A 26,035-nucleotide genomic window follows, 5' to 3' on the forward strand; every position below is an offset into this window, starting at 1 on the left:
ATGCCGAAACCGGGTGTGTGTAATTCAAGGGAAATCCATGAAATATAAATTAATGACCTCTACTATTGCGAGTCTGATGTTTGTCGCTGGCGCAGCGGTTGCGGCTGATCCTACTCCGGTGAGCGTGAGTGGCGGTACTATTCATTTCGAAGGTAAACTGGTTAATGCAGCCTGTGCCGTCAGCACTAAATCCGCCGATCAAACGGTGACGCTGGGTCAATACCGTACCGCCAGCTTTACGGCGATTGGTAATACGACTGCGCAGGTGCCTTTCTCCATCGTCCTGAATGACTGCGATCCGAAAGTGGCGGCCACCGCTGCCGTGGCTTTCTCTGGTCAGGCAGATAACACCAACCCTAATTTGCTGGCTGTCTCCTCTGCGGACAATAGCACTACCGCAACCGGCGTCGGGATTGAGATTCTTGATAACACCTCCTCACCGTTGAAGCCGGACGGCGCGACCTTCTCGGCGAAGCAGGCGCTGGTTGAAGGCACCAATACGCTGCGTTTTACCGCACGCTATAAGGCAACCGCCGCCGCCGCGACGCCAGGCCAGGCTAATGCCGACGCCACCTTTATCATGAAATACGAATAATCCCGTCAGGGAACGCCAGGGAAGGGAGGCGCCTCAACGGAAGAGGCTATCGGGGATAAAAGAGAACATAGCAGATGATAAGGAAAGGCGCGGCGCTAGTGGGGCTTGTTTTGATGTCGCCCGTTATTGCGCAGCCGGTAATGGTGGAGAGCGGGCGTGTTCACCTGCGCGGACAACTGGTCAATGGCGGCTGCGCTGTCGCCACTGAAAGCCAGGATTTGCGCGTACTGATGGGACAGTACCGCACGAATGCGTTTACCGGTCCTGGCAGCTTCGCTCCCGTCAGCGTTCCATTTTCGTTACGGTTAATCTCCTGTAGCGCGGAGGTCTGGCGTCATGTCGGCATTGCGTTTGCTGGCGTTACGCCTGCGGAAGATCCCCATGTTTTTCTGGCCAGCGGCGAAGGTATCGGTAATGCCGGAATCGGCCTGGCGTTATTTGATGACCAGCAGCGGCAAATCATCCCTAACACATTACCGCTTCATTACGCGCCCATTTTAACGTCAGAAATGACTTTGCATTTTACCGCCCGCTATCGGGCAATTTCAGAAAATATGACGCCGGGACGAATTCATTCAGAAGTGTGGTTTACGCTGGTTTACCCATGAATTTTCTTGCCGACGTGACTCAATGCAAAAGGTATTTTTTACCATGCTGAATAGTATAAAAGTAGGCTTTATTGTTCTTCTCACGTTATTTACTTCGCTGAACGTACAGGCGGCGGGGGGGATTGCATTAGGCGCCACGCGAGTTATTTATCCCTCGGCGACGAAGCAGACTTCTCTGGCAATCAGTAATAGCGATACTCAAGAACGTTACCTCGTCAATTCATGGATCGAAAATAACGCTGGGCAGAAAGAAAAAACGTTTATCGTTACGCCGCCTTTATTCGTCAGCGAACCCAAAAGTGAAAACACGCTGCGTATTATCTACGCCGGGCAACCGCTATCCGGGGATCGGGAGTCGTTATTCTGGATGAACGTGAAAGCCATCCCGTCGGTCGATAAAAGTCATATTGAAGGAAAAAACGTTCTGCAACTGGCGATTCTGTCGCGCATCAAACTGTTCGTGCGTCCGGCGAATTTGCCGCAGACGCCGGAAGACGCGCCGACCTTGCTGAAATTTTCCCGTGTCGGCAACCATCTCAAGATAACCAACCCATCTGCTTATTACCTCACGCTGGTCAATATCAGCGTGGGCGCGAAAAAGATTGATAACGTGATGATCGCGCCAAAAAGCGACATGCAAATTCCCTTACCGACTGGCGCGCAGGGCAGCGTGACATTTCAGACCGTCAATGATTACGGCGCATTGACGTCGGCGACAACGGCCAGTCTCGGTTAAGCAGAGAGCGTGAAGCCACACGAGAACACGATGAAGAAGACAACCTGGTTTGCAGGGCGATTTCCCGGCTATGTATCACCGTTAAGCGGCGTGGCGCTGTCGGTGCTGGCGGCGCTGTGTCCGCTGACGAGCCGCGGCGAAAGTTATTTCAACCCTGCGTTTTTGTCGGCGGATACCGCGTCCGTGGCGGATTTATCTCGCTTTGAAAAAGGTAATCATCAGCCGCCTGGTATTTACCGGGTGGATATCTGGCGTAACGACGAATTCGTAGCGACGCAGGATATTCGTTTTGAGGCGGGCGCCGTGGGCGCCGGCGATAAATCCGGCGGCCTGATGCCTTGTTTTACACCGGAGTGGATTAAACGGCTGGGCGTGAATACCGCGGTGTTCCCTGTCTCAGATAAAGGCGTCGATACCACGTGTATTCACCTTCCTGAGAAAATCCCGGGCGCGGAGGTCGCGTTCGATTTCGCGTCGATGCGCTTAAACATTAGCTTGCCGCAGGCGTCATTGCTCAACAGCGCGCGTGGCTATATCCCGCCGGAAGAGTGGGATGAAGGGATACCCGCCGCACTCATTAATTACAGTTTTACCGGTAGCCGCGGAACAGACAGCGATAGCTATTTTTTGAGTCTGCTGAGCGGGTTGAACTATGGCCCCTGGCGGCTGCGTAATAACGGAGCCTGGAGCTATTCGAAAGGGGACGGCTATCATTCGCAACGCTGGAACAACATTGGCACCTGGGTACAGCGCGCCATCATTCCGCTAAAAAGCGAACTGGTCATGGGGGACAGCAATACCGGGAACGATGTTTTCGACAGCGTCGGCTTTCGCGGAGCGCGGCTGTACTCTTCTGACAATATGTATCCCGATAGCCTGCAGGGCTACGCCCCCACGGTCAGAGGGATCGCCCGGACGGCGGCAAAGCTGACGATACGACAGAACGGGTATGTTATCTACCAAAGCTATGTGTCGCCGGGCGCGTTTGCGATTACCGATCTTAATCCTACCTCTTCCAGCGGCGACCTTGAGGTGACGGTAGATGAAAAAGACGGTAGCCAACAACGTTACACGGTGCCTTACTCTACCGTTCCGCTATTGCAGCGTGAGGGCAGGGTGAAGTATGACCTGGTGGCCGGGGATTTTCGCAGCGGCAATAGTCAGCAGTCTTCGCCATTCTTTTTCCAGGGAACGGTGATTGCCGGCCTGCCTGCGGGGCTGACGGCTTACGGCGGTATGCAACTTGCCGATCGTTACCGTGCTGTGGTGGTCGGGGCGGGGCAAAATTTGGGTGACTGGGGGGCCGTGTCGGTCGATGTCACACATGCGCGTAGCCAACTGGCAGATGACAGCACCCATCAGGGGCAATCGTTGCGTTTTCTGTACGCCAAATCGCTGAATAATTACGGGACTAATTTTCAATTGCTGGGTTACCGCTATTCCACGCGCGGATTTTACACCCTGGATGATGTGGCATACCGCAGTATGGAAGGGTACGACTACGAATACGATAGCGACGGACGCCGCCATAAAGTGCCGGTGGCGCAGAGCTACCACAATCTCCGCTACAGCAAAAAAGGCCGCTTTCAGGTCAATATTTCGCAAAATCTGGGGAATTACGGGTCACTGTATCTTTCCGGCAGTCAACAAAATTACTGGAATACGGCGGATACCAATACCTGGTATCAACTGGGATACGCCAGTGGATGGCAAGGCATAAGTTATTCGCTGTCATGGTCGTGGAGCGAGTCGGTGGGGATCTCAGGCGCCGACCGCATTCTGGCATTCAATATGTCCGTTCCGTTTAGCGTTCTGACCGGACGGCGCTATGCGCGCGACACTATTCTTGATCGTACTTATGCCACGTTTAACGCCAACCGCAACCGCAACCGCGACGGCGACAATAGCTGGCAGACCGGCGTGGGCGGCACGCTTCTGGAAGGACGTAATCTGAGCTACAGCGTGACGCAGGGGCGTAGCAGTACCAATGGTCATAGCGGCAGCGCCAGCGCTAGCTGGCAGGCGACGTATGGCACGCTGGGCGTGGGATATAACTACGATCGCGATCAGCATGACTATAACTGGCAACTTTCCGGCGGCGTGGTCGGTCATGCGGATGGTATTACGTTTAGCCAACCGTTGGGCGATACCAATGTCTTGATTAAAGCGCCGGGAGCGAAAGGCGTGCGCATCGAAAACCAGACCGGCGTGAAAACGGACTGGCGGGGCTATGCGGTAATGCCCTACGCCACGGTATATCGCTATAACCGCGTCGCGTTAGATACCAACACGATGGACAACCATACCGATGTCGAAAATAACGTCAGCAGCGTAGTGCCGACAGAGGGCGCGCTGGTGCGGGCCGCTTTTGATACGCGGATAGGCGTAAGGGCAATCATTACCGCGAGGCTTGGCGGACGTCCGTTACCGTTTGGCGCGATAGTACGAGAAACCGCCAGCGGCATTACCAGTATGGTCGGCGATGACGGACAAATTTATCTGAGCGGCTTGCCGCTAAAAGGTGAACTGTTCATCCAGTGGGGAGAGGGGAAAAACGCGCGTTGTATCGCCCCTTACGCCCTGGCGGAGGATAGCCTGAAGCAGGCGATTACGATAGCCAGCGCAACCTGTATCCGTCCGGCGTCATAAAAGGAAAAATAGAGATGAAAATATACTCAGCGCTATTGCTGGCGGGGACCGCGCTCTTTTTCACCCATCCCGCGCTGGCGACGGTTTGCCGTAATTCAAACGGGACGGCGACCGATATCTTTTACGACCTGTCAGATGTTTTCACCAGTGGCAATAATCAGCCGGGACAGGTGGTGACGCTGCCGGAAAAATCAGGTTGGGTCGGCGTAAACGCGACGTGCCCGTCGGGGACAACGGTGAATTATACCTACCGAAGCTATGTATCAGAATTACCGGTACAAAGCACCGAAGGAAATTTTAAATACCTCAAGCTGAATGACTACCTTCTGGGCGCGATGAGCATCACCGATAGTGTCGCTGGCGTATTTTATCCGCCCCGTAACTATATTCTCATGGGCGTCGACTATAACGTGTCGCAGCAAAAGCCGTTTGGCGTGCAGGACTCAAAGCTGGTTTTTAAATTAAAAGTGATACGGCCTTTTATTAATATGGTGACGATCCCTCGCCAGACAATGTTTACCGTCTATGTGACGACCTCTACCGGCGACGCGTTGAGCACGCCGGTATATACCATTAGCTACAGCGGCAAAGTGGAAGTGCCGCAAAACTGTGAAGTGAATGCCGGACAGGTCGTGGAGTTTGATTTCGGCGATATCGGCGCGTCGTTATTTAGTCAGGCGGGGGCGGGTAATCGTCCGCAAGGCGTCACGCCGCAAACGAAAACCATTGCTATCAAATGTACCAACGTCGCGGCGCAAGCCTATTTATCGATGCGGCTTGAAGCCGAAAAGGCCTCAGGGCAGGCGATGGTGTCCGATAACCCGGATTTAGGCTTTGTGGTTGCTAATAGCAACGGTACGCCGCTTACACCCAATAATTTGTCGAGTAAAATTCCGTTTCATCTTGATGATAACGCCGCCGCTCGCGTAGGTATTCGCGCCTGGCCAATCAGCGTGACGGGGATTAAACCGGCGGAAGGGCCGTTTACTGCGCGCGGCTATCTACGAGTCGATTATGATTAAGGAGGCATAATGATCTTTCGGCGCGTTTTCATCGCTATTGGTTGTGTTTTGTTCAGCCCGCTGAGTCAGGCCAACTCATCTCTGGGCGAAGTGAATATTGAACTGCGCGGTAACGTGGTGGATTTTACCTGCGCCGTGGTGGCGGGCGACAGTAACAAATCGGTTAACCTCGGCACCTGGCCGACAAAACAGCTTCACGCCGCCGGTGACGCCACGCAACCGGTAGCCTTTAGCCTAAAACTTGAAGGCTGCCCGCCGGGGTCGGCGTCTATAACGTTTTCCGGGACGCCAGCGCCCGGCACGGCATTACTGGCGCTTGCTGATACGGCAATGGCGCAAAAACTGGCGATTGAAATTCGCGATGGCGATCAACGTCGATTGCCGCTTGAACAGGCCAGCAAGGCCGTCGATATTGACAACAACGGCAATGCTACCCTGAAATTCTATGCGAACTATATCGCCTTAGCCGATGGCGTGCAGCCCGGACTTGCTAACGCGGATGCGACCTTCCTGATCAATTACAATTAGTGTCCGTTATTGTGGCTCCCGAACGATAATTCGCCGGGAGTACATTTACAATAATTCGTGTGATTTGGCGTAATCGATAAGCTCAACGATAGAGTGAAGGCCAAGTTTAGAAAATATATTGGCCTTATGCGCGCTGATAGTCTTGTTACTCAATAAAAGTTGCTCGGCAATTTCTTTGTTAGACATTCCATTGGCCAGATAGCGCAGCACGGTAACTTCGCGGTTAGATAGTGGCATATCATGGTGCCCGCCTTTGGGGGTACGGGTATTACTGATGAAATTAAGCGTCTCAGATGGGAAAAAAGAATAGCCGGATAAAATCATTTTTACCGCATTATAAATATCATTGAGGTCTTTGCGTTTACTTACAAATCCGTTTGCGCCCGCTCTTATTGCTCTTCCGGCATAAAAAGCCTCTGATTTCGACGATAAAAAAAGTATCCGGGTATGTTCCTGGATAGATTTGATTCGTTTAAGTAAGGTAAAGCCGTCGGTGCCCGGTAATTCAATATCCAGAATGACAAGGTCAACAGGATAAGTGCGCAGATACTCTATCGCTGTTCGGCTATCATCCGTTTTCAGGACAACCTGAATATTGCTATTTTTACCGAGTAAAACTTCGATCGACATTCTTACAATAGGGTGTTCGTCCATAATGATAACAGATGCAGGTTTCATTGTTGTATGCCTCAGACTGTTATGCGTCCTTCGTTTTAGAATAAGCGTCAGACACCTTAAAGATTGTGAAATAGCCAGATCTACACACCACACAGTGGAGCAATAATAAAGAATGAGACCTCCCTGTTGACTGGCTATTTTGCGTAAGAGTAATAAATATGTGGAATATCCATTTCGCACCAACAAAAAAGAAATTTCTGATTAAGTAAAAACAATATGGATTATACCTGGTCTGATTTCTCGGAAAAGTCTTGCGAAATGCGAATTATGGATAGCGGGTAGGATATTCTGTGACGTTATAGAAAATTTGTTCGTGGTGGAGCTATTTTCTTTAGAGTTGACATTGAGTAGTTTAAACTGTTGTTTTTAAGTATAAAAATAATATGAAAGACTAATTGTTTAGTATTTGTTATGTAATGACGGAAAGATGTTGACGCTGGAGACCTCGAAAAACGAGGAGGAACAGGGGACGATGTAAGAAAAAATTTTTTATCGCTTACCAGGACGAGTTATAAATATTAATTTTATGTGAAATATTTACATTTAATGGAAGTGAAAATAAGTAATTTCTTAAAAAATCTTATTCACCAAAACGTTACTTCGTTAAAAAATGTCGTGGAAAGTAACGTTTAGCTGCTGGACCAGCCGAAGAAAGCTTTGCCTGTGGGGAAGGTTAAGGAGGGTGATAAGTTGTTTAATCCGGTAAACCACACGATGATAAGGTACGCTTTGCTGACGTGCTATTTCTTTTAAAGAGGCGCCTTGCGCTAAAGTTTCAATCATCAACCAGTCAGTACGGCTAAAGCTTTCCGATAAGCGAGGTTTGGCGGCTGATAACAAGGCTTCGCGTACTGAGGCCAGATTTTGTCGTCGCGACAGGACAAAAAAACGCCCAGCCATACGGATAAACTGTGTTATAGCGGGGGTTTTATCTGATACCAGCAGGTAAATCTGGATATCGCTTTGTTGCCAACTGAGCGCGCGTAGCTGGTTAAGCGCCTCAATACAGGAGACAGGTAGCGTCTCCATATCTACAATCAGTTGTCTGAGCGACCCCTTTTCAATCCACAAAGAAATGTCATCTAATGAGCGGAATGCAGCGGTACGTTTTCCGGAAAATAAGTAGTGACTCAATGAATAGCCGAGGTAGTTATCAGTTGTAATTATTGCCTGGGAAATGATACCAACCGGCAAGGCATAATTAAGCTGTTGGTCCAGTAACTCAAGGCGATCAAATATCTGCGGCGTTGGAGAGTGATAACGGCAGGCGCAGTCTTTGGCATTTCTTAAACGGCGGTGTCTTTCCCTGCGTGGTACGCTGCGCATCCTGCTTTTTCCATTGCTCTAATATATATCTGGTAATATGGCTGGCCATAAATAACCTTGTCCCATCGTTGCACCAGCGTAAAAAGCAATGCTTCGTTGCTCTGATGTTTCAATGCCTTCCATCAGCATTAACTGCTGAAAAAAAACTTCGCTATCATGTTCTGACGGAAGTTGCGTCAGGACCTCATAGCCGATTAATTGCGCAGTTGAGAGATTAACGATTGGCTCAGATTTTAACAATTCGCTGTTGAGATATGAATGACGTGTGGGCGAAGACGCCAGGTGTGGGGGATTTATCCTTTCCTTTAATAAAGTACCCTGTGCCACCAAACACTCCTCCAGGCATTTATGATGCAGCCATATATTTTCGACCCCTGAATCTATCAGGATATTATGGGCATCATTGTGGCAGCGTTAAAAAAATGCCTGTAGGTATCGTTACTTAATTATTGGTGAGATATTTCGTAAGCCTTGTAAAAAGTTAAGTGAGTTTACTTACTGAGTAAGAAATGAAGGTTAACTCTAATATATTTTAAAAACTGCTGCTCCGTTTTAACATGTAATTTTCGCATAATGCTCCGGCGGAGTGACTTTGTCTGCTCTTCAGAAAGTGAAAGTAAAGCGGCCGTTTCGCTTAAATGATAACCGCTGGCGATCAGTTTTAACAGGTGACGTTCTGTTACTGAAAAATGACGAGTCGTGCAGTAGTGGCAAATGCCAGAAGGGACGCTATGTCGAAGCGCTCGCTTATGTAAGATCAATATCATTTTTCGGGTAATTTCTTCAACATCATCTTCCCGATAAATATGCGGCAGCATATACAGACATGGTCTGAACATGAGCTTTTCTTTATCGCATTTATTACAAATAATTACCCGTAGCTGATGTTGGGTATGCATAGGTATCTGGTAACAGCCTGCGCTGAACCAATCATCATCCAAGGCCAGGAAAGCGATATCGGCATTATCTATCTCTTCTGGCGGCAGAAAGTCAATTTTCTGCTGCCATTGATTCGCCAGACGCGTCATGATGATTTTCAAACCATGCTCAAAGTGACTGTTTTGTTCCTTAATAGCGATACTCAGCATAAAAAATATCCTACACGGCAGGTGAATCATGGTGAAATATTAAAGAAACTTATTGATTTTCTAAATACTGGCGGCCTTAATTCCCACTTTATGCGTGCTGAGATGTGTCCAGGCGATTTCCTGGAACCTGGCATTGCGCCAGAAAAGACGATATTCGTACACTTAGTCAGCAACCAGAACAAAAGCCATTGACTCAGGAGTACCTGACCGTATAATTCTCGCGTTTCGTCTACACGAAGTCTTCACTTCACAAGGCGCCCTTAGCTCAGTTGGATAGAGCAACGGCCTTCTAAGCCGTGGGTCGCAGGTTCGAATCCTGCAGGGCGCGCCACTTATAAATCAACGTGTTACGCTTCTTTATTTCCTCCTTATTTTCCATATGGGACATATTTGGGACATCATCACCAAAAATGTCGTCTATTTTCCTCGCGTGTTCCGTTAAATGATTAGGCGCAAGGTGAGCATATCTGTGAATCACCACGGATAACCTGGACACTTCTGAGTCGTTGATGATATAGGTTTTCATATTCAGCCGGTGGCATCTGCTCGCTCGAACCATGCCGGCGTCTACTGTTATAAAACATTTCTATGTAATCAAAAATATCGCTTCTGGCTTCGTCTCTCGTTCCGTAGATCTTTTCCTTTATCCGTTCACGCTTCAGTAGCTGGAAAAAGCTTTCTGCAACCGCATTGTCATGACAGTTGCCACGACGGCTCATTCTGCTCTCCAGTCCGTGCGGTTTCAGGAGCGACTGCCATTCATAGCGGGTGATTACGTCGCCACACGGCCATCAGAAGCGCATTCAGGACTCTATCTTTTGTCATTCATGGTTGCAGTGACCAATTGAATCTATTGCGGCTTTTTTTTATATGTCCCGCTCGTCAGTAACCCGCTTCAACTCTTTCGGGAGTCGGCGGATTCCGGTCTGATCATCTGACTGCTCTTTATTTCTTTATTGGTGGAGGAGTTCGACCCGTACTTCTTTATCCTGGCGTAAAGACTGTGGGTAGTAATATCGAGATGTGTTGCGGCGCTGGAAACAGAATGGCCACGCTCAACGACCTGTCTTACCGCTTCAATTTTAAACTCTTCGGGATAACGTTTACCGCTCATAGGCACCTCTCTTTAAGTCATCTTAAATGGCTCTGAGGTGTCTGTTAAACCTGTGGCGATTCACATTGACCGCAGATTGTCAGGTTCCTTTACCCGGTAGTGAAACCAGTAGGGGGCAGTTTATCCGCACTAAAAGACGGTGTTCCTGCATCTGTGGTGGAGTTGAACCGGATGGGCTTTGGGCACATGCGTATCCTTGCGTGTATTGGTCAGTTGCCGGAGTCTGGATTAATGCACTATGGCTCCGTTGGGTTCTTTTTTGGGACTGATGGTGCATTGCGACTTCTTGCTAAGAAACCTGATGGGGCATTTGTGACATACGATATGTAGGAATCCCCGCCGCCCGTTACCCATTGGTGGCGGGGAACATTAATTATACATGAATGTTATTTAATTATTTCCGTAATATTCTCATTTGTCCTCGCCCCTGTTCTAACGTCCCATGTCCCAGATGTAATTGATTCTAATTCATTTGAATCTATGCCGTTAATCGCCCGCCCGGAAAGCCATCTTCCGTCTATTTGGAATGTCTTCTTGTCGACATCTGCATTTATAATTTTTCCATCCTTTGTTTTAAAGCTAATGAACATCGCTGTATTCTCATCAAGAGAATCAGCAGGATTTTTATTAAACTCAAATATTACAAAGGTTTTAATGCCCATTTGCTGTTTATATATCCATAATGATTTTATATAAACGTTGTTACATATTTTTGCGTTAATATTAAGAGGCTTGAAATTAAAGGCTCGTGAATAGTCGAAAAATCCTGGAGCAGTTATTTTCAAATCAATCCCGTAGTATCTAGACATTGCTTCACTGTTAAACGTATCAAGACTTGGGCCTGCATGCAGTACCGGTGGAAAGTAATAATCAGGAATTATCGCTTGATCTTGTTTGTTATGTTTCGCCCTGTCTATTATTTCTTCCCTAATCTCCGTTTGTTTGCTTATTGATTTAATTGATGAGTAATAGAGGATGTATGATGGGATGAAATATAAAAAAGCCATTGCATATGTAGTAACAGATAAATAAATGGAAGCCTTGTTAAATTTCGTAAATGCAGAATGAGCAACAAAGGAAATCGAAAGAATCATAAAGCAGAGTGCTCCATTGAGAGCCCTGCTGGGCATTGCAGGAGATGCAAGGAACGCAACATTTGCAGCAATTGCACCCAGCATGAATAAAAAGCTTCCAAACATAAGTTTGCTGCTACTATTCCTTGATAACACTACAGAGATTAGTAGTATTATAAATGCAATATAGACCTGCCAATATGCCCCCATTGCTGATGGCAGCCTTTCTGAAAAGTGCTCAAGAACCCTCCATGCAAGTGGTTGATTGTACCAGTCTTGTATTGTAGACGCACGGGATAGGTTTCCCGGAGCCAGCAGGAGAACCCCCGCGCCTATTGCAGATCCGAATACGCCAATCAGTAAATATTTATTTCTATTCATTATAAAGAAATATGCTACAGAAATTAATACAACTACAAGAGATGTATTTTCATTTGAGCAACCTGCAAATATCGATGATATGGCATATACAAAGAGTATTAAATTGGATTTTTTACCATTGCTTAAATATATAGAAATTAGTATATAAATGGCAATGAACATGTTGGTCCATAAGTAATTTGCTGACCCAACAAGCCAGAAGTTAGTTTGACCGAGGGCTGGATTTGCAACGAAGTATAAGAAAAATAAGAAAATCATCACATATGGGGACGGTGACGACTTTGTTAATGTAGCTGGGATCATTGTCCAGCACAACACCATTAATGTTAGCGCTGCTGAGTTTATTGCATTGTAAATATGCGGGGAGAAAAACTTTAATAGAGATGTGCTGATCGTATCTGACACAACCCTTCCGCTCCATCCCAAATAGTGCATTTTTACGCTAGAAAGCGAAAGCTCTCTTAGGGCATAAGTATAGTCATCAGAGTTCATTGGTGTGATAAATCCTATTGAATACACCAACGAGAAAACTATAAGGATAGCGATTACCATTTTTAATCTATTGTTAACCATTTTTCTTCTCATTCTTAATTATGTACTTAGGCCTTTTTTTTGTTTCTATGTAAATCCTGCCAATATATTCCCCAAGAATACCTATTCCTATCAATTGAACGCCACCCAGAAAAAGTACAGAAACAAGAAGAGACGGGTAGCCAGGAACATTATTTCCAAATATTAATTTATCAATAATCATCCATGCACCGTAAAGGAATGACATACCTGCAATAAACAATCCAATGTAAGTCCATATGCGGAGCGGAAATGTTGAGAAAGAAGTTATTCCTTCCAGCGCCAGATTCCATAATTTCCAGCCATTGAATTTTGAATCGCCGGCAACACGCTCAGCGCGGGCGTATTCAACTACATCAGTCTTGCCGCCCACCCATGACAGAACGCCTTTCATAAACAGATTACGTTCTGGCATCTGTTTAATATTTTCGACAACTTCACGGCTCATTAACCGGAAATCACCGACGTTCTCTTCAATTTTCGGATTGCTGATTTTATTGTGCAGCTTATAAAACCACTCAGCTGTCTTACGCTTCATGCGCCCGTCAGTTGAGCGGTCTGAGCGCTTAGCCAGCACCATATCTGCGCCAGCCTGCCACTTCTCAATGAGATGGGGGATTACTTCTATCGGATCCTGTAAATCGACATCAATAGGAATGACCGCATCCCCGGTTGCGTGGTCGAGCCCCGCGAAAAGAGCAGGTTCTTTACCGAAGTTTCGCGTAAACGAAAGCGGAATAACGAGCGGATCAGATGCAGCTATTTTGTTAATTATTGATTCAGTTGCATCTTTGCTTCCGTCATTAATAAAAACGATCTCCACTTCATATTCTTTTAGTTCATTAAACTCACGTACCGTTTTATAGAAAATCGGTATCGTGTCTTCTTCATTAAAAACTGGAACGACAAGAGAGATTTTCATTTCGCATCCCTAAAGACAATGAACTTTGAATAAATGAATCCGCATATCAGGCTGATAGCTGAAAAGGTGATAAGAGTAAGGAGTGGTGGCAAGGAGCATTTGTCAGCCATCCAGCCAACAACAGCGCTCAGTGTTCCCATAAATCCCACGTACATCATGTAGCGAAGCGTGGTGGTGCTGGCGTTAAAGGTGAAGCGCGCATTGGCATAGAAGCTGAACGATACGGCGATAACAAAACCGGAAAAGTTCGCCAGCGCCTGATGCGTATGCATCCCATACACACAAAAAGCAAATACGCCCCAATGAATAAGCGTGTTAAGAACACCGATCGATGTGTACTTAGCGAATAACTTCAACATTATGAAAATCAGCGGATTCGGAAAGGTCTGGAGTGTAGCACTACAAATTGATTTGATCGATATAAACGATCAATAATGTGATATTTGATAGTTTAAACTTATTGTTATATTATTAATTGATCGTTGTTGCCGATCAATTGAGGCTACTGATTGCTGAGTGGGTTGGGACAAAAACGGTACACACAAAGCTTTGCATCGGCTTGCAAAGCTTTGCATGTTTTTCGAAGATGGGGCGAGTGAGCGCCGTGGTAATGGGATAACTTGTTGTTAGCTCAGGTAGTTCCAGGAACATCTAAGCCGTGGGTCGCAGGTTCGAATCCTGCAGGGCGCGCCATTTAACCTCTCAAAATTATGTTAATCCGTAAGCTTCTGCGGGGGCGACGTTGTGCCATCCGCAGTACGTGACGCTAATATGCAAATAACTAATTGTGTTTAATCTGTTTATGGTGCTCCTCAGCCTGGATCTCATGGGCGAAAGAATGGGCATTATTCATCGATTGATGGATGACCATTGCTTTTTCATAGTCGTCCATTTCAGAAAAGGGTGTCGCATTTTCCACAGGAGTCGGGGCGCTGGTTTTCTGTGTCTAAGCCATTTGCTGGTGCGCGAAGGCGTCACCGTTATTCATCATCTCATGCGCGGTGGCGGATAATTGGCGGGATTCCATTTTCTCTGCGACTTTTACGCCAGCTGAAATAAAAAAACGACAGCTAAAAGGGATGTAAACTTATTCAACTTATTTCTCCGGTGTGGGTTAATAAGAGAAATAATAAAACAGTCGTTGAGTCTGGCGCGTGACGGGATAATGACGATGATGTCAGATTATTTTGCTGGTTAGCGATAGCGCCTTTCACTATCGCTACAGTTCAACGGAGGTGTTTGGGTAATGTCAAAATAAAACGAGTAGCGCGCGTATCGGAGGTGACAGAAACTTTTCCCCGGTGCGCAGTGACGATGGATTTTACAATTGCCAGGCCTATACCGCTGCCTTCCCCTTTACGCTGGCGGGAGGGATCAATGCGATAAAAACAATCGAAAAGGCGCGGCAAATGTTCCGGCGCGATTGGCGTACCGGGGTTTTCAACAATAATATGTATCTGGTCGTCCGCTTCTTTTATCTGAAGAGTAATGGTTTTACCCGGCGGCGTATAGCGCATCGTATTAGAGAGTCAATTACTGATGGCTCTGCGCAGCATGATGGGATCGCCGGTGATCCAGCAGGCGCGGCCTTCAAAGCGCAAGCTCCCAACACCTTTTCGGCAGAAAAACTCAATGAGGCGCTTCACCACGGGGCGGTGCTCCGGGTGCGGCCAAAAGCCATGACGGTAGCGGTGATTATCGCCGGTCTGCTACCTGTTTTATGGGGGACCGGCGCGGGTTCTGAGGTGATGAGCCGTATTACCGCGCCGCTGCTGTCGCTGTTCATCATTCCGGCAGCCTACAAGCTGATGTGGCTGCGCAGGCATCGTCGCCTTGCGGCATAACGTGTGCACCCCGCCTGCGGCGTCAAACTGTAGGCGGGTTCAGTATACGTTTATCGTCCGAGCGCGTTGGCCCGTTTGCGGTACTCGCCTGGTGTACAACCGAATTCACGGACAAAAGCTTTGTGAAAAGAAGATTCGCTCGCATAACCTACCGACTCGGCAATCACCATCACCGGCAGCGCTTCACGCGACAGGGTCTGGGCGGCGATTTGCAGGCGCAGCGTTGTTAACACGGCTAAGGGCGTTGTAGCGGACACGTCGCGAAATAGCTGGGCGAAGCTCGCCCGCGACATGTGTACCCGTTGCGCCAGCGTTTCGACCGTCCAGGGATGCGCCGGTGTTTCCAGCATGTGAAGGATCACGCGGCCCAGCCGGGGATGCAGCAATAAATTGAGCACGCTTTTCGCTGTGCCAGCCTGCGATAGCCAGTCGCGAACGGCGAGGGTAAACAGCGTGGCGCACTGCTGACTGTATAAGACATCAGCGCCAGGTAAATGGCGTTCTGACTCCTGCTGTAACAGCAAAATGGCGGCGTTAAGCCAGATACTGGCGGGGCTATGCGGCGGCGGGGCAAGACATAACACTTCCGGCAACGCGGTAAGGAAATAACGTGACGTCGTGTGCAGACGTAGACTACCGCACACGATATGTGTCGGTGCTTCGCCAGACTGGCGCAAACGGTGGGCGGAGTTTTGCGGCAGAATCACCACCTTTCCCGGCGTAAGTATCATGGCGTCGCCGGTAGGTATTTCCAGTTGCGCTTCGCCCTGTGTAACGGTATGCCAGCGAATCACCGATAGCTCGCCAGCGGCGTGCGGTAACTGCCAGTCGCCGCCTAACGGGCAATTCTTGTCGATTGAGCCCTGAGGGGCGTTAAGCGTCAATAGCCGACTAAGCGCATCCATATAGACTCCAGAACAGATTCTTTTTCAAAAATAGGGATCACCATTTCTGTCTCTGATCACTATATTTCTGACTCAATGTCATTTCTACCCTTATTTTTGCTAACCGCTAATTTAGACGATAAGACAAAAATTGGCGCGTTACGGATAACCCTGTCTTTTTTGACGTTATTTATACTTGTCCTGACAAACAGATGGTGATTTGGCGGAGAAAGAAGATGACACAGTATCAGGCGCTCATTATTGGTTTTGGCAAGGCAGGAAAAACGTTGGCGGCAACTCTGGCGAAGACGGGATGGCGCGTGGCGATTATCGAACAGTCCGCCAGTATGTTCGGCGGAACCTGCATCAACATTGGCTGTATTCCAACGAAAACGCTGGTGCATGACGCGGAACGTGAGGGCGATTTTTCAGTCGCCATGCAACGCAAAGCGGCGGTCGTAAATTTTTTACGCGACAAAAATTTTCATAATCTTGCCGACCTGGACAATGTCGATGTGATTGAGGGAAGGGCGGAGTTTATTGATAACCATACCTTACGGGTATTTCAGGCGGACGGCGAGCGGGTGTTACGGGGAGAAAAGATCTTCATTAATACTGGCGCAGAGTCGGTGATCCCGGCTATTACGGGCTTAACAACGACGGCAGGGGTGTTCGATAGCACCGGGCTACTCAGCCTGAGCCAGCGTCCGGCGCGGCTGGGGATTTTAGGCGGTGGTTATATTGGCCTTGAATTTGCCTCAATGTTCGCCAACTTTGGTACGAAGGTCACTATCTTTGAAGCAGCGCCGCAATTCCTGCCTCGTGAAGATCGGGATATCGCGCAGGCAATTACCCGTATTTTACAGGAAAAGGGCGTCGAGCTGATTTTAAACGCCAACGTACAGGCCGTATCCTCAAAGGAGGGCGCGGTACAAGTAGAAACGCCGGAAGGCGCGCATCTTGTGGATGCCCTGCTGGTGGCGTCGGGGCGAAAACCGGCGACGGCTGGCTTACAGTTGCAGAACGCCGGTGTGGCGGTGAACGAACGCGGCGGGATCATCGTGGATGATTACCTGCGTACCACGGCGGACAATATCTGGGCGATGGGCGATGTTACCGGTGGGTTGCAGTTTACCTATATTTCACTGGATGATTTTCGTATTGTACGCGACGGGTTATTGGGAGATGGCAAACGCAGTACCCGCGATCGCCAGAATGTTCCGTATTCCGTCTTTATGACGCCGCCGCTCTCTCGTGTCGGGCTGACGGAAGAACAAGCGCGGGCAAGCGGCGCAACGGTGCAGGTGGTGACATTACCGGTGGCGGCGATCCCTCGCGCCCGTGTTATGAACGATACTCGTGGCGTACTAAAAGCGGTAGTGGACGTGAATACGCAGCGTATTGTAGGGGTGTCATTGTTATGCGTCGATTCTCATGAAATGATTAATATCGTTAAAACCGTTATGGATGCAGATTTACCTTATACGGTGTTACGCGACCAGATATTTACCCATCCTACAATGAGTGAGTCTTTAAACGATCTCTTCTCTCTCATTAAGTAAAACATAAATAACGTAGCCCTGTTAATCAGGGCTTTTTTTGGCCTGTCAGGCTATAAAAATACGCCAGGACAAATATGCTGGCGTCTGAAAGAAAAGGCTTTAGTCAGGCGTAACGTATTATAACACCATTGAAATAACCCACGACTGGAAATCTCGATGTTAAAAGTTACCACACTTATTGCTTCATTATTGGCTGCGCCGCTGGCGTTTTCCGTCTCCGCCCAGCCGCTAACTGACGTTGAATATATCAGCGTTTCTGCGGTGTCAGCAACGCCGTCAATGCTTGAAGACGCTATTACCAGACTGGCGCAAAGTAAACAGGCGTCGTCGTGGAAAATTACGTCCATGCGTATTGATAATACGGGTTACGCCACTGCGATATTATATAAATAAGGAGAGTCTGAGATGGATAAATATCTTCGTCTGTTAAGTCAGGGGGATCGGCTGGGATTAACATTAATTCGCCTGAGTATCGCCATCGTTTTTATCTGGATTGGACTACTAAAATTTGTGCCCTATGAGGCAGACAGTATTACCCCGTTTGTGGCGAACAGCCCGTTTATGTCTTTTTTCTATGAACATCCTGAAGAATATCGTCAGCATCTGACGCATGAGGGCGAACTAAAACCGGAGGAACGCGCCTGGCAAACGGCCAATAATACGTATGCGTTTTCGGATGGTCTGGGCGTGGTGGAATTGATTATCGCGGTGCTGGTACTGGCTAACCCTGTCAGCCGCTGGTTAGGGCTGGCGGGCGGCGTGCTGGCATTCCTGACGCCATTTGTCACGCTGTCGTTTTTAATCACCACGCCGGAGGCCTGGGTTATGCCGCTGGGCGATGCGCATTATGGTTTCCCGTATTTATCGGGCGCCGGGCGGCTGGTATTAAAAGATACGTTAATGCTGGCAGGGGCGGTGATGATCATGGCGGACTCCGCCCGTTCGTTACTTTTACAGCGCCAGTAGCGACCCTCTTACCCTCTTTATGCCGCGATTCGTCGGGTGGCGCTTGCGCCATCCGACAATGTGTTGATGAATGATGGACTACCCTGCCAGAAGTTCCTGTTCCACCTGTTGAACCTGCGCCTCCAGCGTATTGCGAATTTCGGTTAGCGCCCGTTCCTGCTCGGAGAAATAGGCTTCCTTATCCGCAACGGAAGAGGCGAGCCGCCAGGCGTTTTCCGTTTCCAGTTGCGTTATCTCTTTCAACAGCGCGTCGATTTGCGTGCGGAGCTGGCGTATTTTATGGCGCAGATGTTCCAGATTATTTAGCCTGTCGCTTGCCATCATCGGTTCCAGGCCGCTTTGCAGCTGCGTCAATAACGCGCGAATTGCCGCCAGATCGGCATTCTGCCGCGCCTGATTAAGCTGTACCATCATCTGGTGCGCTTTTTCTTTCAATTCATCGGCGACCACATCCGGGTGACACAGGCGGCTGGCCTGACGCCACAAACGTTTTAATTCACTGCGTTCGTCAGCCGACAAACGTTGATCGCGAGCGTAGCGGAATTGCGCTTCCTGCTGCTGCTCCCGGTACTGGTGATAGTCCTGTTCCGCATTTTCCTGCGCCTGGCGGAATGCGCTGTCGTCCTGATGGGAAAAATCCGCTTCCAGCTCGCGAATTTCCGCCAGCAACGCGGTAATTAATTCTGTCTGCTGCTGGATTCGCTGACGGATGCCCACCGCTTCGCGCGAGGCGGCATTCAATCCTGTCCACTGCTGTTTTAGCGTTGCCAGTTGATCCACGGCCTGGGAAATAAATTGCAGGCAGGATTGATAATCCTTTTCCCGGCGTTTTATTTCGGCTTCTTGCTTACGCTGCATACTCACCGCGAGCTGTTTACGCAACTCCAGAATACGGCTCATCAACGGCCCGAGGCGCAGATGATAGAGGTCGTTGAAATCGTCGAGGATTTGTACCCGCGCATTTCGTTTGTCAATCAGATCGCGAAGTTGGGCTTCAAGCGCTTTCAGCTCCAGTTTACTGGCGGCAATAGAGGGATCTTGCCACGTCGAGAGCGCCCGTTGAGCCTGTAGCCAGGCGGCGATCTCTTGCATGGCGTCACTGAATCGACGAGCTTCAATCGCCTGGGCAATCGCGCTGATTACGGCATCCTGCGGCTCATTTTTCAGGTAGATGAGCTGCTGACGGATAATCTCTTCGTCCTCAAGTTCGATGGCGCTTTTGATGATCTCTAAACGTTTGATGATCTTATTCATGACGTTGATGCCTGGCGTGGCTCAAAAACGGATAACAGATACCAGGTCTGATTCACCTTTTTGAAAATACTGAAAAAATACTAAATGTATTCTGTAGGGTGTCGTACTTTTCGTCCAGAGTTATTCACATATTTTATACCCGGCGTCTGTCACCCGTAACGTTCTATATCGGCGCGCACTCTTTTCTTTTTACTCCCCACGACATCTTTTTTTACACGATAACGTTAACGTCCGGAGTTGAGCCTTGACAAACGATTGCGCCTTGCGGCAGCGAGAGCGAAATGTTAAAAGGTGCCCCTCAATAAAAACGATACAGGGGTAGGACGTGAAAAACGCGTCAACTGCATCCGGCGCCAGCGTGTCGGATGCCGCGTCGAAGAATGAACCGACGCTTCAACGGGGGTTGCAAAACCGCCATATTCAGCTAATCGCCCTGGGCGGCGCCATTGGCACCGGACTGTTTCTGGGCATCGGCCCGGCGATTCAAATGGCGGGGCCGGCTGTTTTGTTGGGCTATGGCGTTGCCGGGATTATCGCTTTTCTCATTATGCGCCAGTTGGGTGAAATGGTCGTGGAAGAGCCGGTTTCCGGATCGTTTGCCCACTTCGCCTGGAAATATTGGGGGCCGTTTGCGGGCTTTTTGTCGGGTTGGAACTATTGGGTCATGTTTGTGCTGGTCGGGATGGCGGAGCTGACCGCGGCGGGCATCTATATGCAGTACTGGCTGCCTGACGTACCAACATGGGTATGGGCGGCGGCGTTTTTTATTATCATTAATGCCGTGAATCTGGTGAACGTTCGTCTGTATGGCGAAACGGAATTCTGGTTCGCGCTGATTAAAGTGCTGGCGATTATCGGCATGATAGGTTTTGGTCTGTGGCTGCTGTTCTCCGGCCACGGCGGCGAACATGCCAGCATTGATAACCTCTGGCGTTATAACGGTTTCTTCGCTACCGGTTGGCATGGTTTGCTTCTGTCGCTGGCGGTGATTATGTTTTCTTTTGGCGGACTGGAGCTGATCGGCATTACTGCGGCGGAAGCGCGCGATCCACAAAAAAGCATTCCGAAAGCGGTGAATCAGGTGGTATACCGTATTTTGCTGTTCTACATCGGTTCGCTGGTGGTGTTGCTGGCGCTCTATCCGTGGGTAGAGGTGAAATCCAATAGCAGCCCTTTTGTGATGATCTTCCATAACCTGGACAGTAATGTGGTGGCTTCGGCGCTGAATTTCGTTATTCTGGTCGCGTCGCTTTCGGTGTATAACAGCGGCGTTTATTCGAATAGCCGAATGCTGTTCGGCCTGTCCGTACAAGGCAATGCGCCGAAATTTTTAACCCGCGTCAGCCATCGCGGCGTACCGGTGAACTCGCTGATACTTTCCGGAGCGATTACCTCGCTGGTGGTGCTGATCAACTATCTGTTGCCGCAAAAAGCGTTTAGCCTGTTGATGGCGCTGGTTGTCGCGACGCTATTGCTAAACTGGATAATGATCTGTCTCGCGCATTTACGTTTTCGCGCGGCGATGCGTCGTAAAGGGCGCGAGACGCAATTTAAGGCGCTGTTCTATCCCGCCGGAAACTATTTGTGCATTGCGTTTCTGGCGCTGATTCTGGTGTTAATGTGTACGATGGACGATATGCGATTGTCGGCGATTTTGCTGCCGGTATGGATTGTATTCCTGTTTATCGCGTTTACCGTTTTGCGCCGTAAGTCTCATTAACTTTTTTGCCCGATCCCATGCTCATGCGATCGGGCAATCCATTAATGCCGCAATGTCCCTGACAGCGCGCGAATATCGCTGCCGGTCGGCGTCTGATGAATACGCAAGCCAAACTCTTCCACCACGGCAAAAATATGGTCGAAAATATCGGCCTGGATGCTCTCATATTCCAGCCACACGACGGTATTGGTAAAGGCGTAGATCTCTATCGGCAAACCATGATCGTCAGGCGCCAGTTGGCGTACCATCAGCGTCATATCTTTACGGATGCGCGGATGGTGGCGTAAATATTCGTTCAGATAGGCGCGAAATGTCCCGATATTGGTCATTCGGCGGTGATTTAAGGCTGATTCCGGCGCATCCAGCTGTTTATTCCATTCATCGATTTCCTGATGACGGCTGGTAAGGTACGGCTTTAACAGTTGCGCGGTTAACAGCCGCTGTTTTTCATCATCATCCAGAAAATGGATACTGGTCGCGTCAATATTAATGCTGCGTTTAATCCGGCGTCCGCCGGACGCAGACATGCCGCTCCAGTTTTTGAATGAGTCGGAAACCAGCGACCAGGTGGGAATGGTGGTGATGGTATTATCCCAGTTGCGTACTTTTACCGTGGTTAAGCCAATATCAATGACCGCGCCATCTGCGCCATATTTCGGCATTTCCAGCCAGTCGCCTAGTTTGAGCATATCGTTGGCGGAAAGCTGGATACCGGCAACCAGGCCAAGAATCGGGTCTTTAAAGACCAGCATTAATACCGCGGCCATCGCGCCCAGCCCGCTGATTAAAATTGCTGGTGACTGGCCAATCAGCAGTGAGATCATCAGAATGCCGACGATAATTGCGCCGATGAGCTTAATACCCTGAAATATTCCTTTTAGCGGTAACTGAGAGGCGGCGGGCCATTTTTGCGATAGATTGAAAATCACGTCCAGCAAGGAAAATAACGACAGCAGGGCGTAGGTCATAATCCATAACTGCGCGCAGGTCGTCAGGATATCCGCTGCCTCACTGCCTTTTTGTAGCCAGAGCGCGGCCTGAATATTGACAATGATGCCTTGCAGCGTAAAAGTCAGACGATGGAATAATTTATTCTGGGTAATAATTTGCAGCCACAGGCGGGAACTGGCGATGGCGCGTTTTTCGAAAGCGCGCAGTACTATCCAGTGCAAAATAATATGCACGACAACTGCTGTCAGAAAAATAATACCAAATATCACCACCAGCGACGTGGTGTGATTCATTTCAATTCCCGCTAAATCTTCTACCCGGGATATCAATTCCTGCATAATCTCTCCTTTATAAACAGCAGCCTATGATGACTGCTGAATGGCATTTATGCAAATCAGGACGCCTGCGCTTCAGGCATAATCAGCAACAGACGGGTAAAAGCGCCTCTGGGGTTATCCATACGCTATATTTTATCCAGCGCCCTGTAAACGTCGTTATTTTACGCGGTTCCCTCTTTTTGAACAGGCGCCAGTCCGTCAACAATGAATGAAAACTTTTTAACCAGAATGTTTAAAACGATTGCAATATCTCTGTCGGATAATGATTAGCACCGTCGTACCTATCAACAATAACATTAAGGAACATCGGATGACCCAAAAGCGTACCCTGCTAAAATACGGAATACTCTCGCTGGCGCTGGCCGCGCCATTATCTGCTTGTGCGTTTGACTCTCTTACGGTGATTGGCGATAGCCTTAGCGATACCGGAAATAACGGTCGCTGGACCTGGGATAGTGGTCAAAATAAGCTCTACGACGAACAGTTGGCCGAACGATATGGGCTGGCATTAAGCCCTTCCAGCAATGGCGGTTCTAATTATGCCGCCGGCGGCGCGACGGCGACCCCGGAATTAAACCCGCAGGATAATACCGCGGATCAGGTACGGCAGTGGCTTGCCAAAACGGGGGGAAAAGCCGACCACAACGGTTTGTATATTCACTGGGTCGGCGGAAACGATCTGGCGGCGGCCATCGCGCGACCTGCCATGGCACAGCAAATAGCCGGTAATAGCGCCACTAGCGCGGCGGCGCAGGTAGGGCTGTTACTGGATGCCGGCGCCGGGCTGGTCGTGGTGCCAAACGTACCGGATATTAGTGCGACGCCAATGCTTCTGGAGGCGGTAATCACCGCTGGGCTGGGCGCAGCGGCGCCCCCGGCGCTAAAAGCGGCGTTAGATGCGCTGGCGGAGGGCGCTACGCCCGATTTCGCCAGTCGGCAACAGGCGATCCGCAAGGCGCTGCTGGCGGCGGCTGCAACGGTAAGCAGCAATCCATTTATTCAGCAACTGCTCGTTGAACAACTGCTGGCGGGCTATGAAAAGGCGGCAGGGCAGGCGTCAGCTCTGACCGATTATTATAATCAGATGGAAGAGAAGGGGCTGGAGCAACACGGCGGCAATATAGCCCGTGCCGATATCAACGGCCTCTTTAAGGAAATTCTTGCCAACCCGCAGGCGTTTGGTCTGACAAATACCGTAGGTATGGCCTGCCCGCCGGGCGTATCCGCTTCGGCGTGCTCCTCGGCAATGCCTGGATTTAATGCGTCGCAGGACTATCTGTTTGCCGATCATTTACATCCCGGTCCGCAGGTCCATACCATTATTGCGCAATATATCCAGTCGATCATTGCCGCGCCGGTACAGGCGACATATCTGAACCAAAGCGTTCAGTCGATGGCGCAAGGTAGTCGTACCACGCTTGACAGCCGTTATCAGCAGCTTCGCCAGGGGGAAAATCCTGTTGGTTCACTGGGCATGTTCGGTGGATACAGCGGGGGATATCAACGTTATGATAATAATGAGGCCGACGGGAACGGTAATCATAATAATCTGACGGTTGGCGTCGATTATCAGCTTAACGAGCAGGTACTGCTGGGAGGGCTGATAGCCGGTTCTCTGGATAAGCAACATCCTGACGATAATTATCGTTATGACGCCCGCGGTTTTCAGGCCGCCGTATTCAGCCATTTACGCGCCGGTCAGGCGTGGCTGGATAGCGATTTACACTACCTGTCCGCTAAATTCAGTAACATTCAGCGCAGTATCACGCTCGGTGCGCTAAGACGGGTGGAAGAGGGCGAAACCAACGGGCAGCTGTGGGGCGCGAGGTTAACCAGTGGTTATGATTTTGTCATGATGCCGTGGTTAACGACCGGACCGATGCTGCAATATGCATGGGATTACAGCCACGTTAATGGCTATAGCGAGAAGCTCAATACCAGTACATCAATGCGTTTTGGCGACCAAAACGCCCATTCGCAGGTGGGTGGCGCTGGCTGGCGTCTGGATCTTCGCCACAGCATCATTCACTCCTGGGCGCAGATTAATTATCGCCGTCAGTTTGGCGATGATACGTATGTGGCGAACGGCGGCCTTAAATCGACCGCGCTGACGTTTAGCCGCGACGGAAAAACGCAGGATAAAAACTGGGTTGATATCGCGATTGGCGCAGATTTTCCGCTGTCGGCAACGGTGTCCGCTTTCGCCGGGCTGTCGCAAACGGCAGGGTTAAGCGATGGCAATCAAACCCGTTATAACGTTGGGTTTAGCGCCCGATTTTGATGACACGCCAGGGAGGGCCAACCCCGTGGTGACAATATCGCCATCGTAGGCGCAAACCGGTGTCACGCCGTTTTCTCCTTCATCCAGATAGGGGGTATCCAGATATGGCAAACGGCGTGCCAGTTTTAAATATTATTTATTTTCAATAGGTTGAAAGAGGAAGTTAACACTAGCGATGTAAAACCTGGCACTTCGCGCCATTGATCATTGAGGAACCTGGCAGAAAGGTGAAAAAAGCCGGACGGGCGTCCGGCTTAGGCAGGGGATTAGACTTCCGTCAGTGTGGTTTCAAGCGGCAGACGTGATTTCGGCAGCCCGGCGTTGAAATCCTCGACGCTATGATGGCCGACCGGCACCACGACCAGACTGGTATAGCCTTTTTCTTTCAGACCAAATTCAGCGTCGAGCACCTCGGCGTCGAAACCTTCAATGGGGACGGCGTCGAGACCCATCGCGGCAACGCCCAGCAGAAAGTTGCCGACGTTCAGATAGACCTGTTTCGCCATCCACTGGTGGTCATCTTTCAGCGAGACGCGGTGCATATCGGCGAAAAAGCGGCGACCTTTATCATTTGCCGCTTTAGCTTCCGGCGTAGCGAAACGGCCATCAGCATCTTCCTGATCGACGACGCGCTCAAGCCATGCGTCATCCATCGCGGTTTTCGCGCAGAAGACCACCACATGGGAGGCGTCCAGCATTTTGCGTTCGTTGAACGTGTAGTTTCCGGCGGCGGATTTTGCTACGCGCGCTTTGCCCTCTTCCGTACTGGCGACAATAAAGTGCCACGGCTGGGAATTGGTGCTGGAGGGACTGTACTGTAGTAGTGTTTTTATTTTATCCGCTTCTTCGGCGGTCAGTTTTTTGCTGGGATCGAACGCCTTAGTGGAGTAGCGCTGTAAGGCGACAGAAACGATATCCATAAATGCTCCTGGTTGGTTTAGTACC

General features: G+C 49.5%; 23 protein-coding genes, 1 tRNA gene and 4 pseudogenes. 13 read left to right on the plus strand and 15 right to left on the minus strand.

Going from position 1 to position 26,035, the window contains the following annotated elements:
- Window positions 1-37: 37 nt before the first annotated feature.
- The 6 genes from fimA (at window position 38) to sfmF (ending at window position 6,138) form a co-directional block, all read left to right on the plus strand.
- Window positions 38-595: a type 1 fimbrial protein subunit FimA gene (gene fimA / locus J4728_RS04315; protein ID WP_000875671.1), complete on the plus strand. Its 558-nt coding sequence runs from the start codon at window positions 38-40 to the stop codon at window positions 593-595.
- 74 nt (window positions 596-669) lie between these two features.
- Window positions 670-1,203, plus strand: a complete 534-nt coding sequence (gene fimI / locus J4728_RS04320; RefSeq protein ID WP_000619617.1) for a type 1 fimbrial protein subunit FimI — start codon at window positions 670-672, stop codon at window positions 1,201-1,203.
- A gap of 43 nt (window positions 1,204-1,246) precedes the next feature.
- Entirely contained in the window at window positions 1,247-1,939 is a 693-nt protein-coding gene (gene fimC, locus J4728_RS04325; protein ID WP_208211275.1) for a type 1 fimbria chaperone FimC, read from the plus strand.
- 30 nt (window positions 1,940-1,969) lie between these two features.
- The gene (locus tag J4728_RS04330) at window positions 1,970-4,588 is read left to right on the plus strand and encodes a fimbrial biogenesis usher protein (protein ID WP_208211278.1); all 2,619 of its coding nucleotides are present in this window, start codon (window positions 1,970-1,972) and stop codon (window positions 4,586-4,588) included.
- Window positions 4,589-4,602: 14 nt separating this feature from the next.
- Entirely contained in the window at window positions 4,603-5,610 is a 1,008-nt protein-coding gene (gene fimH, locus J4728_RS04335; RefSeq protein ID WP_208211281.1) for a type 1 fimbria D-mannose specific adhesin FimH, read from the plus strand.
- 9 nt (window positions 5,611-5,619) lie between these two features.
- Window positions 5,620-6,138, plus strand: a complete 519-nt coding sequence (gene sfmF / locus J4728_RS04340; protein WP_000577507.1) for a fimbria assembly protein — start codon at window positions 5,620-5,622, stop codon at window positions 6,136-6,138.
- A gap of 45 nt (window positions 6,139-6,183) precedes the next feature.
- Here the strand turns inward: sfmF and fimZ are convergent, their stop codons facing one another.
- The 4 genes from fimZ to fimW all read right to left on the minus strand — a co-directional run bounded on the left by fimZ (window position 6,184) and on the right by fimW (window position 9,230).
- Window positions 6,184-6,816, minus strand: a complete 633-nt coding sequence (gene fimZ, locus J4728_RS04345; RefSeq protein WP_000801273.1) for a fimbria biosynthesis transcriptional regulator FimZ — start codon at window positions 6,814-6,816, stop codon at window positions 6,184-6,186.
- Between the two features lie 603 nt (window positions 6,817-7,419).
- Window positions 7,420-8,142: a fimbria biosynthesis regulator FimY gene (gene fimY, locus J4728_RS04350; protein ID WP_023253788.1), complete on the minus strand. Its 723-nt coding sequence runs from the start codon at window positions 8,140-8,142 to the stop codon at window positions 7,420-7,422.
- Between the two features lie 18 nt (window positions 8,143-8,160).
- Window positions 8,161-8,472 (minus strand): hypothetical protein, encoded by a 312-nt coding sequence (locus J4728_RS04355; RefSeq protein ID WP_023182315.1) that lies wholly within the window; start codon window positions 8,470-8,472, stop codon window positions 8,161-8,163.
- A gap of 161 nt (window positions 8,473-8,633) precedes the next feature.
- Entirely contained in the window at window positions 8,634-9,230 is a 597-nt protein-coding gene (gene fimW, locus J4728_RS04360; protein WP_000948629.1) for a fimbria biosynthesis transcriptional regulator FimW, read from the minus strand.
- A 254-nt stretch (window positions 9,231-9,484) separates the two neighbouring features.
- On the opposite strand from fimW, the gene J4728_RS04365 reads away from it, so the two are divergent.
- Window positions 9,485-9,561, plus strand: a tRNA-Arg gene (locus J4728_RS04365).
- A 21-nt stretch (window positions 9,562-9,582) separates the two neighbouring features.
- Here the strand turns inward: J4728_RS04365 and J4728_RS04370 are convergent.
- The 7 genes and pseudogenes from J4728_RS04370 to J4728_RS04395 form a co-directional block, all read right to left on the minus strand.
- A pseudogene (locus tag J4728_RS04370) lies at window positions 9,583-9,708 on the minus strand (integrase); the annotation flags it as partial.
- A pseudogene (locus tag J4728_RS23810) lies at window positions 9,677-10,091 on the minus strand (IS3 family transposase); the annotation flags it as partial. The pseudogenes J4728_RS23810 and J4728_RS04370, both read right to left, overlap by 32 nt.
- A 34-nt stretch (window positions 10,092-10,125) precedes the next feature.
- The gene (locus J4728_RS23815; RefSeq protein WP_001541675.1) at window positions 10,126-10,344 is read right to left on the minus strand and encodes an IS3 family transposase; all 219 of its coding nucleotides are present in this window, start codon (window positions 10,342-10,344) and stop codon (window positions 10,126-10,128) included.
- Window positions 10,345-10,730: 386 nt separating this feature from the next.
- Window positions 10,731-12,383, minus strand: a complete 1,653-nt coding sequence (gtrC1, locus tag J4728_RS04380; protein ID WP_010988978.1) for a putative glucosyltransferase GtrC1 — start codon at window positions 12,381-12,383, stop codon at window positions 10,731-10,733.
- Window positions 12,364-13,290, minus strand: a complete 927-nt coding sequence (locus J4728_RS04385; protein WP_000703645.1) for a glycosyltransferase family 2 protein — start codon at window positions 13,288-13,290, stop codon at window positions 12,364-12,366. Before J4728_RS04385 ends, gtrC1 begins: the two co-directional genes overlap by 20 nt.
- Entirely contained in the window at window positions 13,287-13,649 is a 363-nt protein-coding gene (locus J4728_RS04390) for a GtrA family protein (RefSeq protein WP_000915520.1), read from the minus strand. The genes J4728_RS04385 and J4728_RS04390 overlap by 4 nt, the downstream gene beginning before the upstream one ends.
- An 867-nt stretch (window positions 13,650-14,516) precedes the next feature.
- Window positions 14,517-14,936, minus strand: a pseudogene (locus J4728_RS04395) (ATP-binding protein); the annotation flags it as partial.
- Here J4728_RS04395 and J4728_RS04400 point away from each other — a divergent pair.
- Window positions 14,895-15,134: pseudogene (locus J4728_RS04400) on the plus strand (efflux RND transporter permease subunit); the annotation flags it as partial. The pseudogenes J4728_RS04395 and J4728_RS04400 sit on opposite strands and share 42 nt — an antisense overlap.
- A 50-nt stretch (window positions 15,135-15,184) precedes the next feature.
- On the opposite strand, the gene rclR reads toward J4728_RS04400, so the two are convergent.
- The gene (gene rclR, locus J4728_RS04405) at window positions 15,185-16,039 is read right to left on the minus strand and encodes a reactive chlorine-specific transcriptional regulator RclR (RefSeq protein WP_020438199.1); all 855 of its coding nucleotides are present in this window, start codon (window positions 16,037-16,039) and stop codon (window positions 15,185-15,187) included.
- Window positions 16,040-16,254: 215 nt separating this feature from the next.
- Here rclR and rclA point away from each other — a divergent pair, with 215 nt between their 5' ends.
- From rclA to rclC, 3 genes are all read left to right on the plus strand, one after another.
- Window positions 16,255-17,580 (plus strand): reactive chlorine resistance oxidoreductase RclA, encoded by a 1,326-nt coding sequence (rclA, locus tag J4728_RS04410; RefSeq protein ID WP_000195929.1) that lies wholly within the window; start codon window positions 16,255-16,257, stop codon window positions 17,578-17,580.
- A gap of 156 nt (window positions 17,581-17,736) precedes the next feature.
- Window positions 17,737-17,973 (plus strand): reactive chlorine resistance periplasmic protein RclB, encoded by a 237-nt coding sequence (rclB, locus tag J4728_RS04415; RefSeq protein WP_000922174.1) that lies wholly within the window; start codon window positions 17,737-17,739, stop codon window positions 17,971-17,973.
- 12 nt (window positions 17,974-17,985) lie between these two features.
- Window positions 17,986-18,546 (plus strand): reactive chlorine resistance membrane protein RclC, encoded by a 561-nt coding sequence (gene rclC, locus J4728_RS04420; RefSeq protein WP_000362181.1) that lies wholly within the window; start codon window positions 17,986-17,988, stop codon window positions 18,544-18,546.
- Window positions 18,547-18,624: 78 nt separating this feature from the next.
- Here rclC and J4728_RS04425 read toward each other — a convergent pair whose 3' ends face one another.
- Window positions 18,625-19,800: a DnaJ family molecular chaperone gene (locus J4728_RS04425; protein ID WP_001033456.1), complete on the minus strand. Its 1,176-nt coding sequence runs from the start codon at window positions 19,798-19,800 to the stop codon at window positions 18,625-18,627.
- A gap of 325 nt (window positions 19,801-20,125) precedes the next feature.
- On the opposite strand from J4728_RS04425, the gene pheP reads away from it, so the two are divergent.
- Window positions 20,126-21,520, plus strand: coding sequence for a phenylalanine transporter (pheP, locus tag J4728_RS04430; protein ID WP_023993241.1), 1,395 nt, complete (start codon window positions 20,126-20,128; stop codon window positions 21,518-21,520).
- Window positions 21,521-21,561: 41 nt separating this feature from the next.
- On the opposite strand, the gene J4728_RS04435 is transcribed toward pheP, so the two are convergent.
- Window positions 21,562-22,809 carry a mechanosensitive ion channel family protein gene (locus tag J4728_RS04435; protein ID WP_208211284.1) on the minus strand — a complete coding sequence of 416 codons (1,248 nt, stop codon included), beginning with the start codon at window positions 22,807-22,809 and terminating at the stop codon, window positions 21,562-21,564.
- A 310-nt stretch (window positions 22,810-23,119) separates the two neighbouring features.
- Between J4728_RS04435 and J4728_RS04440 the strand changes: the two genes are divergently transcribed.
- Complete coding sequence (locus J4728_RS04440) at window positions 23,120-25,090, plus strand: autotransporter outer membrane beta-barrel domain-containing protein (protein ID WP_208211287.1); 1,971 nt, start codon at window positions 23,120-23,122, stop codon at window positions 25,088-25,090.
- Between the two features lie 266 nt (window positions 25,091-25,356).
- On the opposite strand, the gene nfsB is transcribed toward J4728_RS04440, so the two are convergent.
- Entirely contained in the window at window positions 25,357-26,010 is a 654-nt protein-coding gene (gene nfsB, locus J4728_RS04445) for an oxygen-insensitive NAD(P)H nitroreductase (RefSeq protein ID WP_000355879.1), read from the minus strand.
- Between the last annotated feature and the right edge of the window lie 25 nt (window positions 26,011-26,035).

It is taken from the genome of Salmonella sp. 32070601201500089SM (genome assembly GCF_017573605.1).
Lineage (GTDB): Bacteria > Pseudomonadota > Gammaproteobacteria > Enterobacterales > Enterobacteriaceae > Salmonella > Salmonella enterica.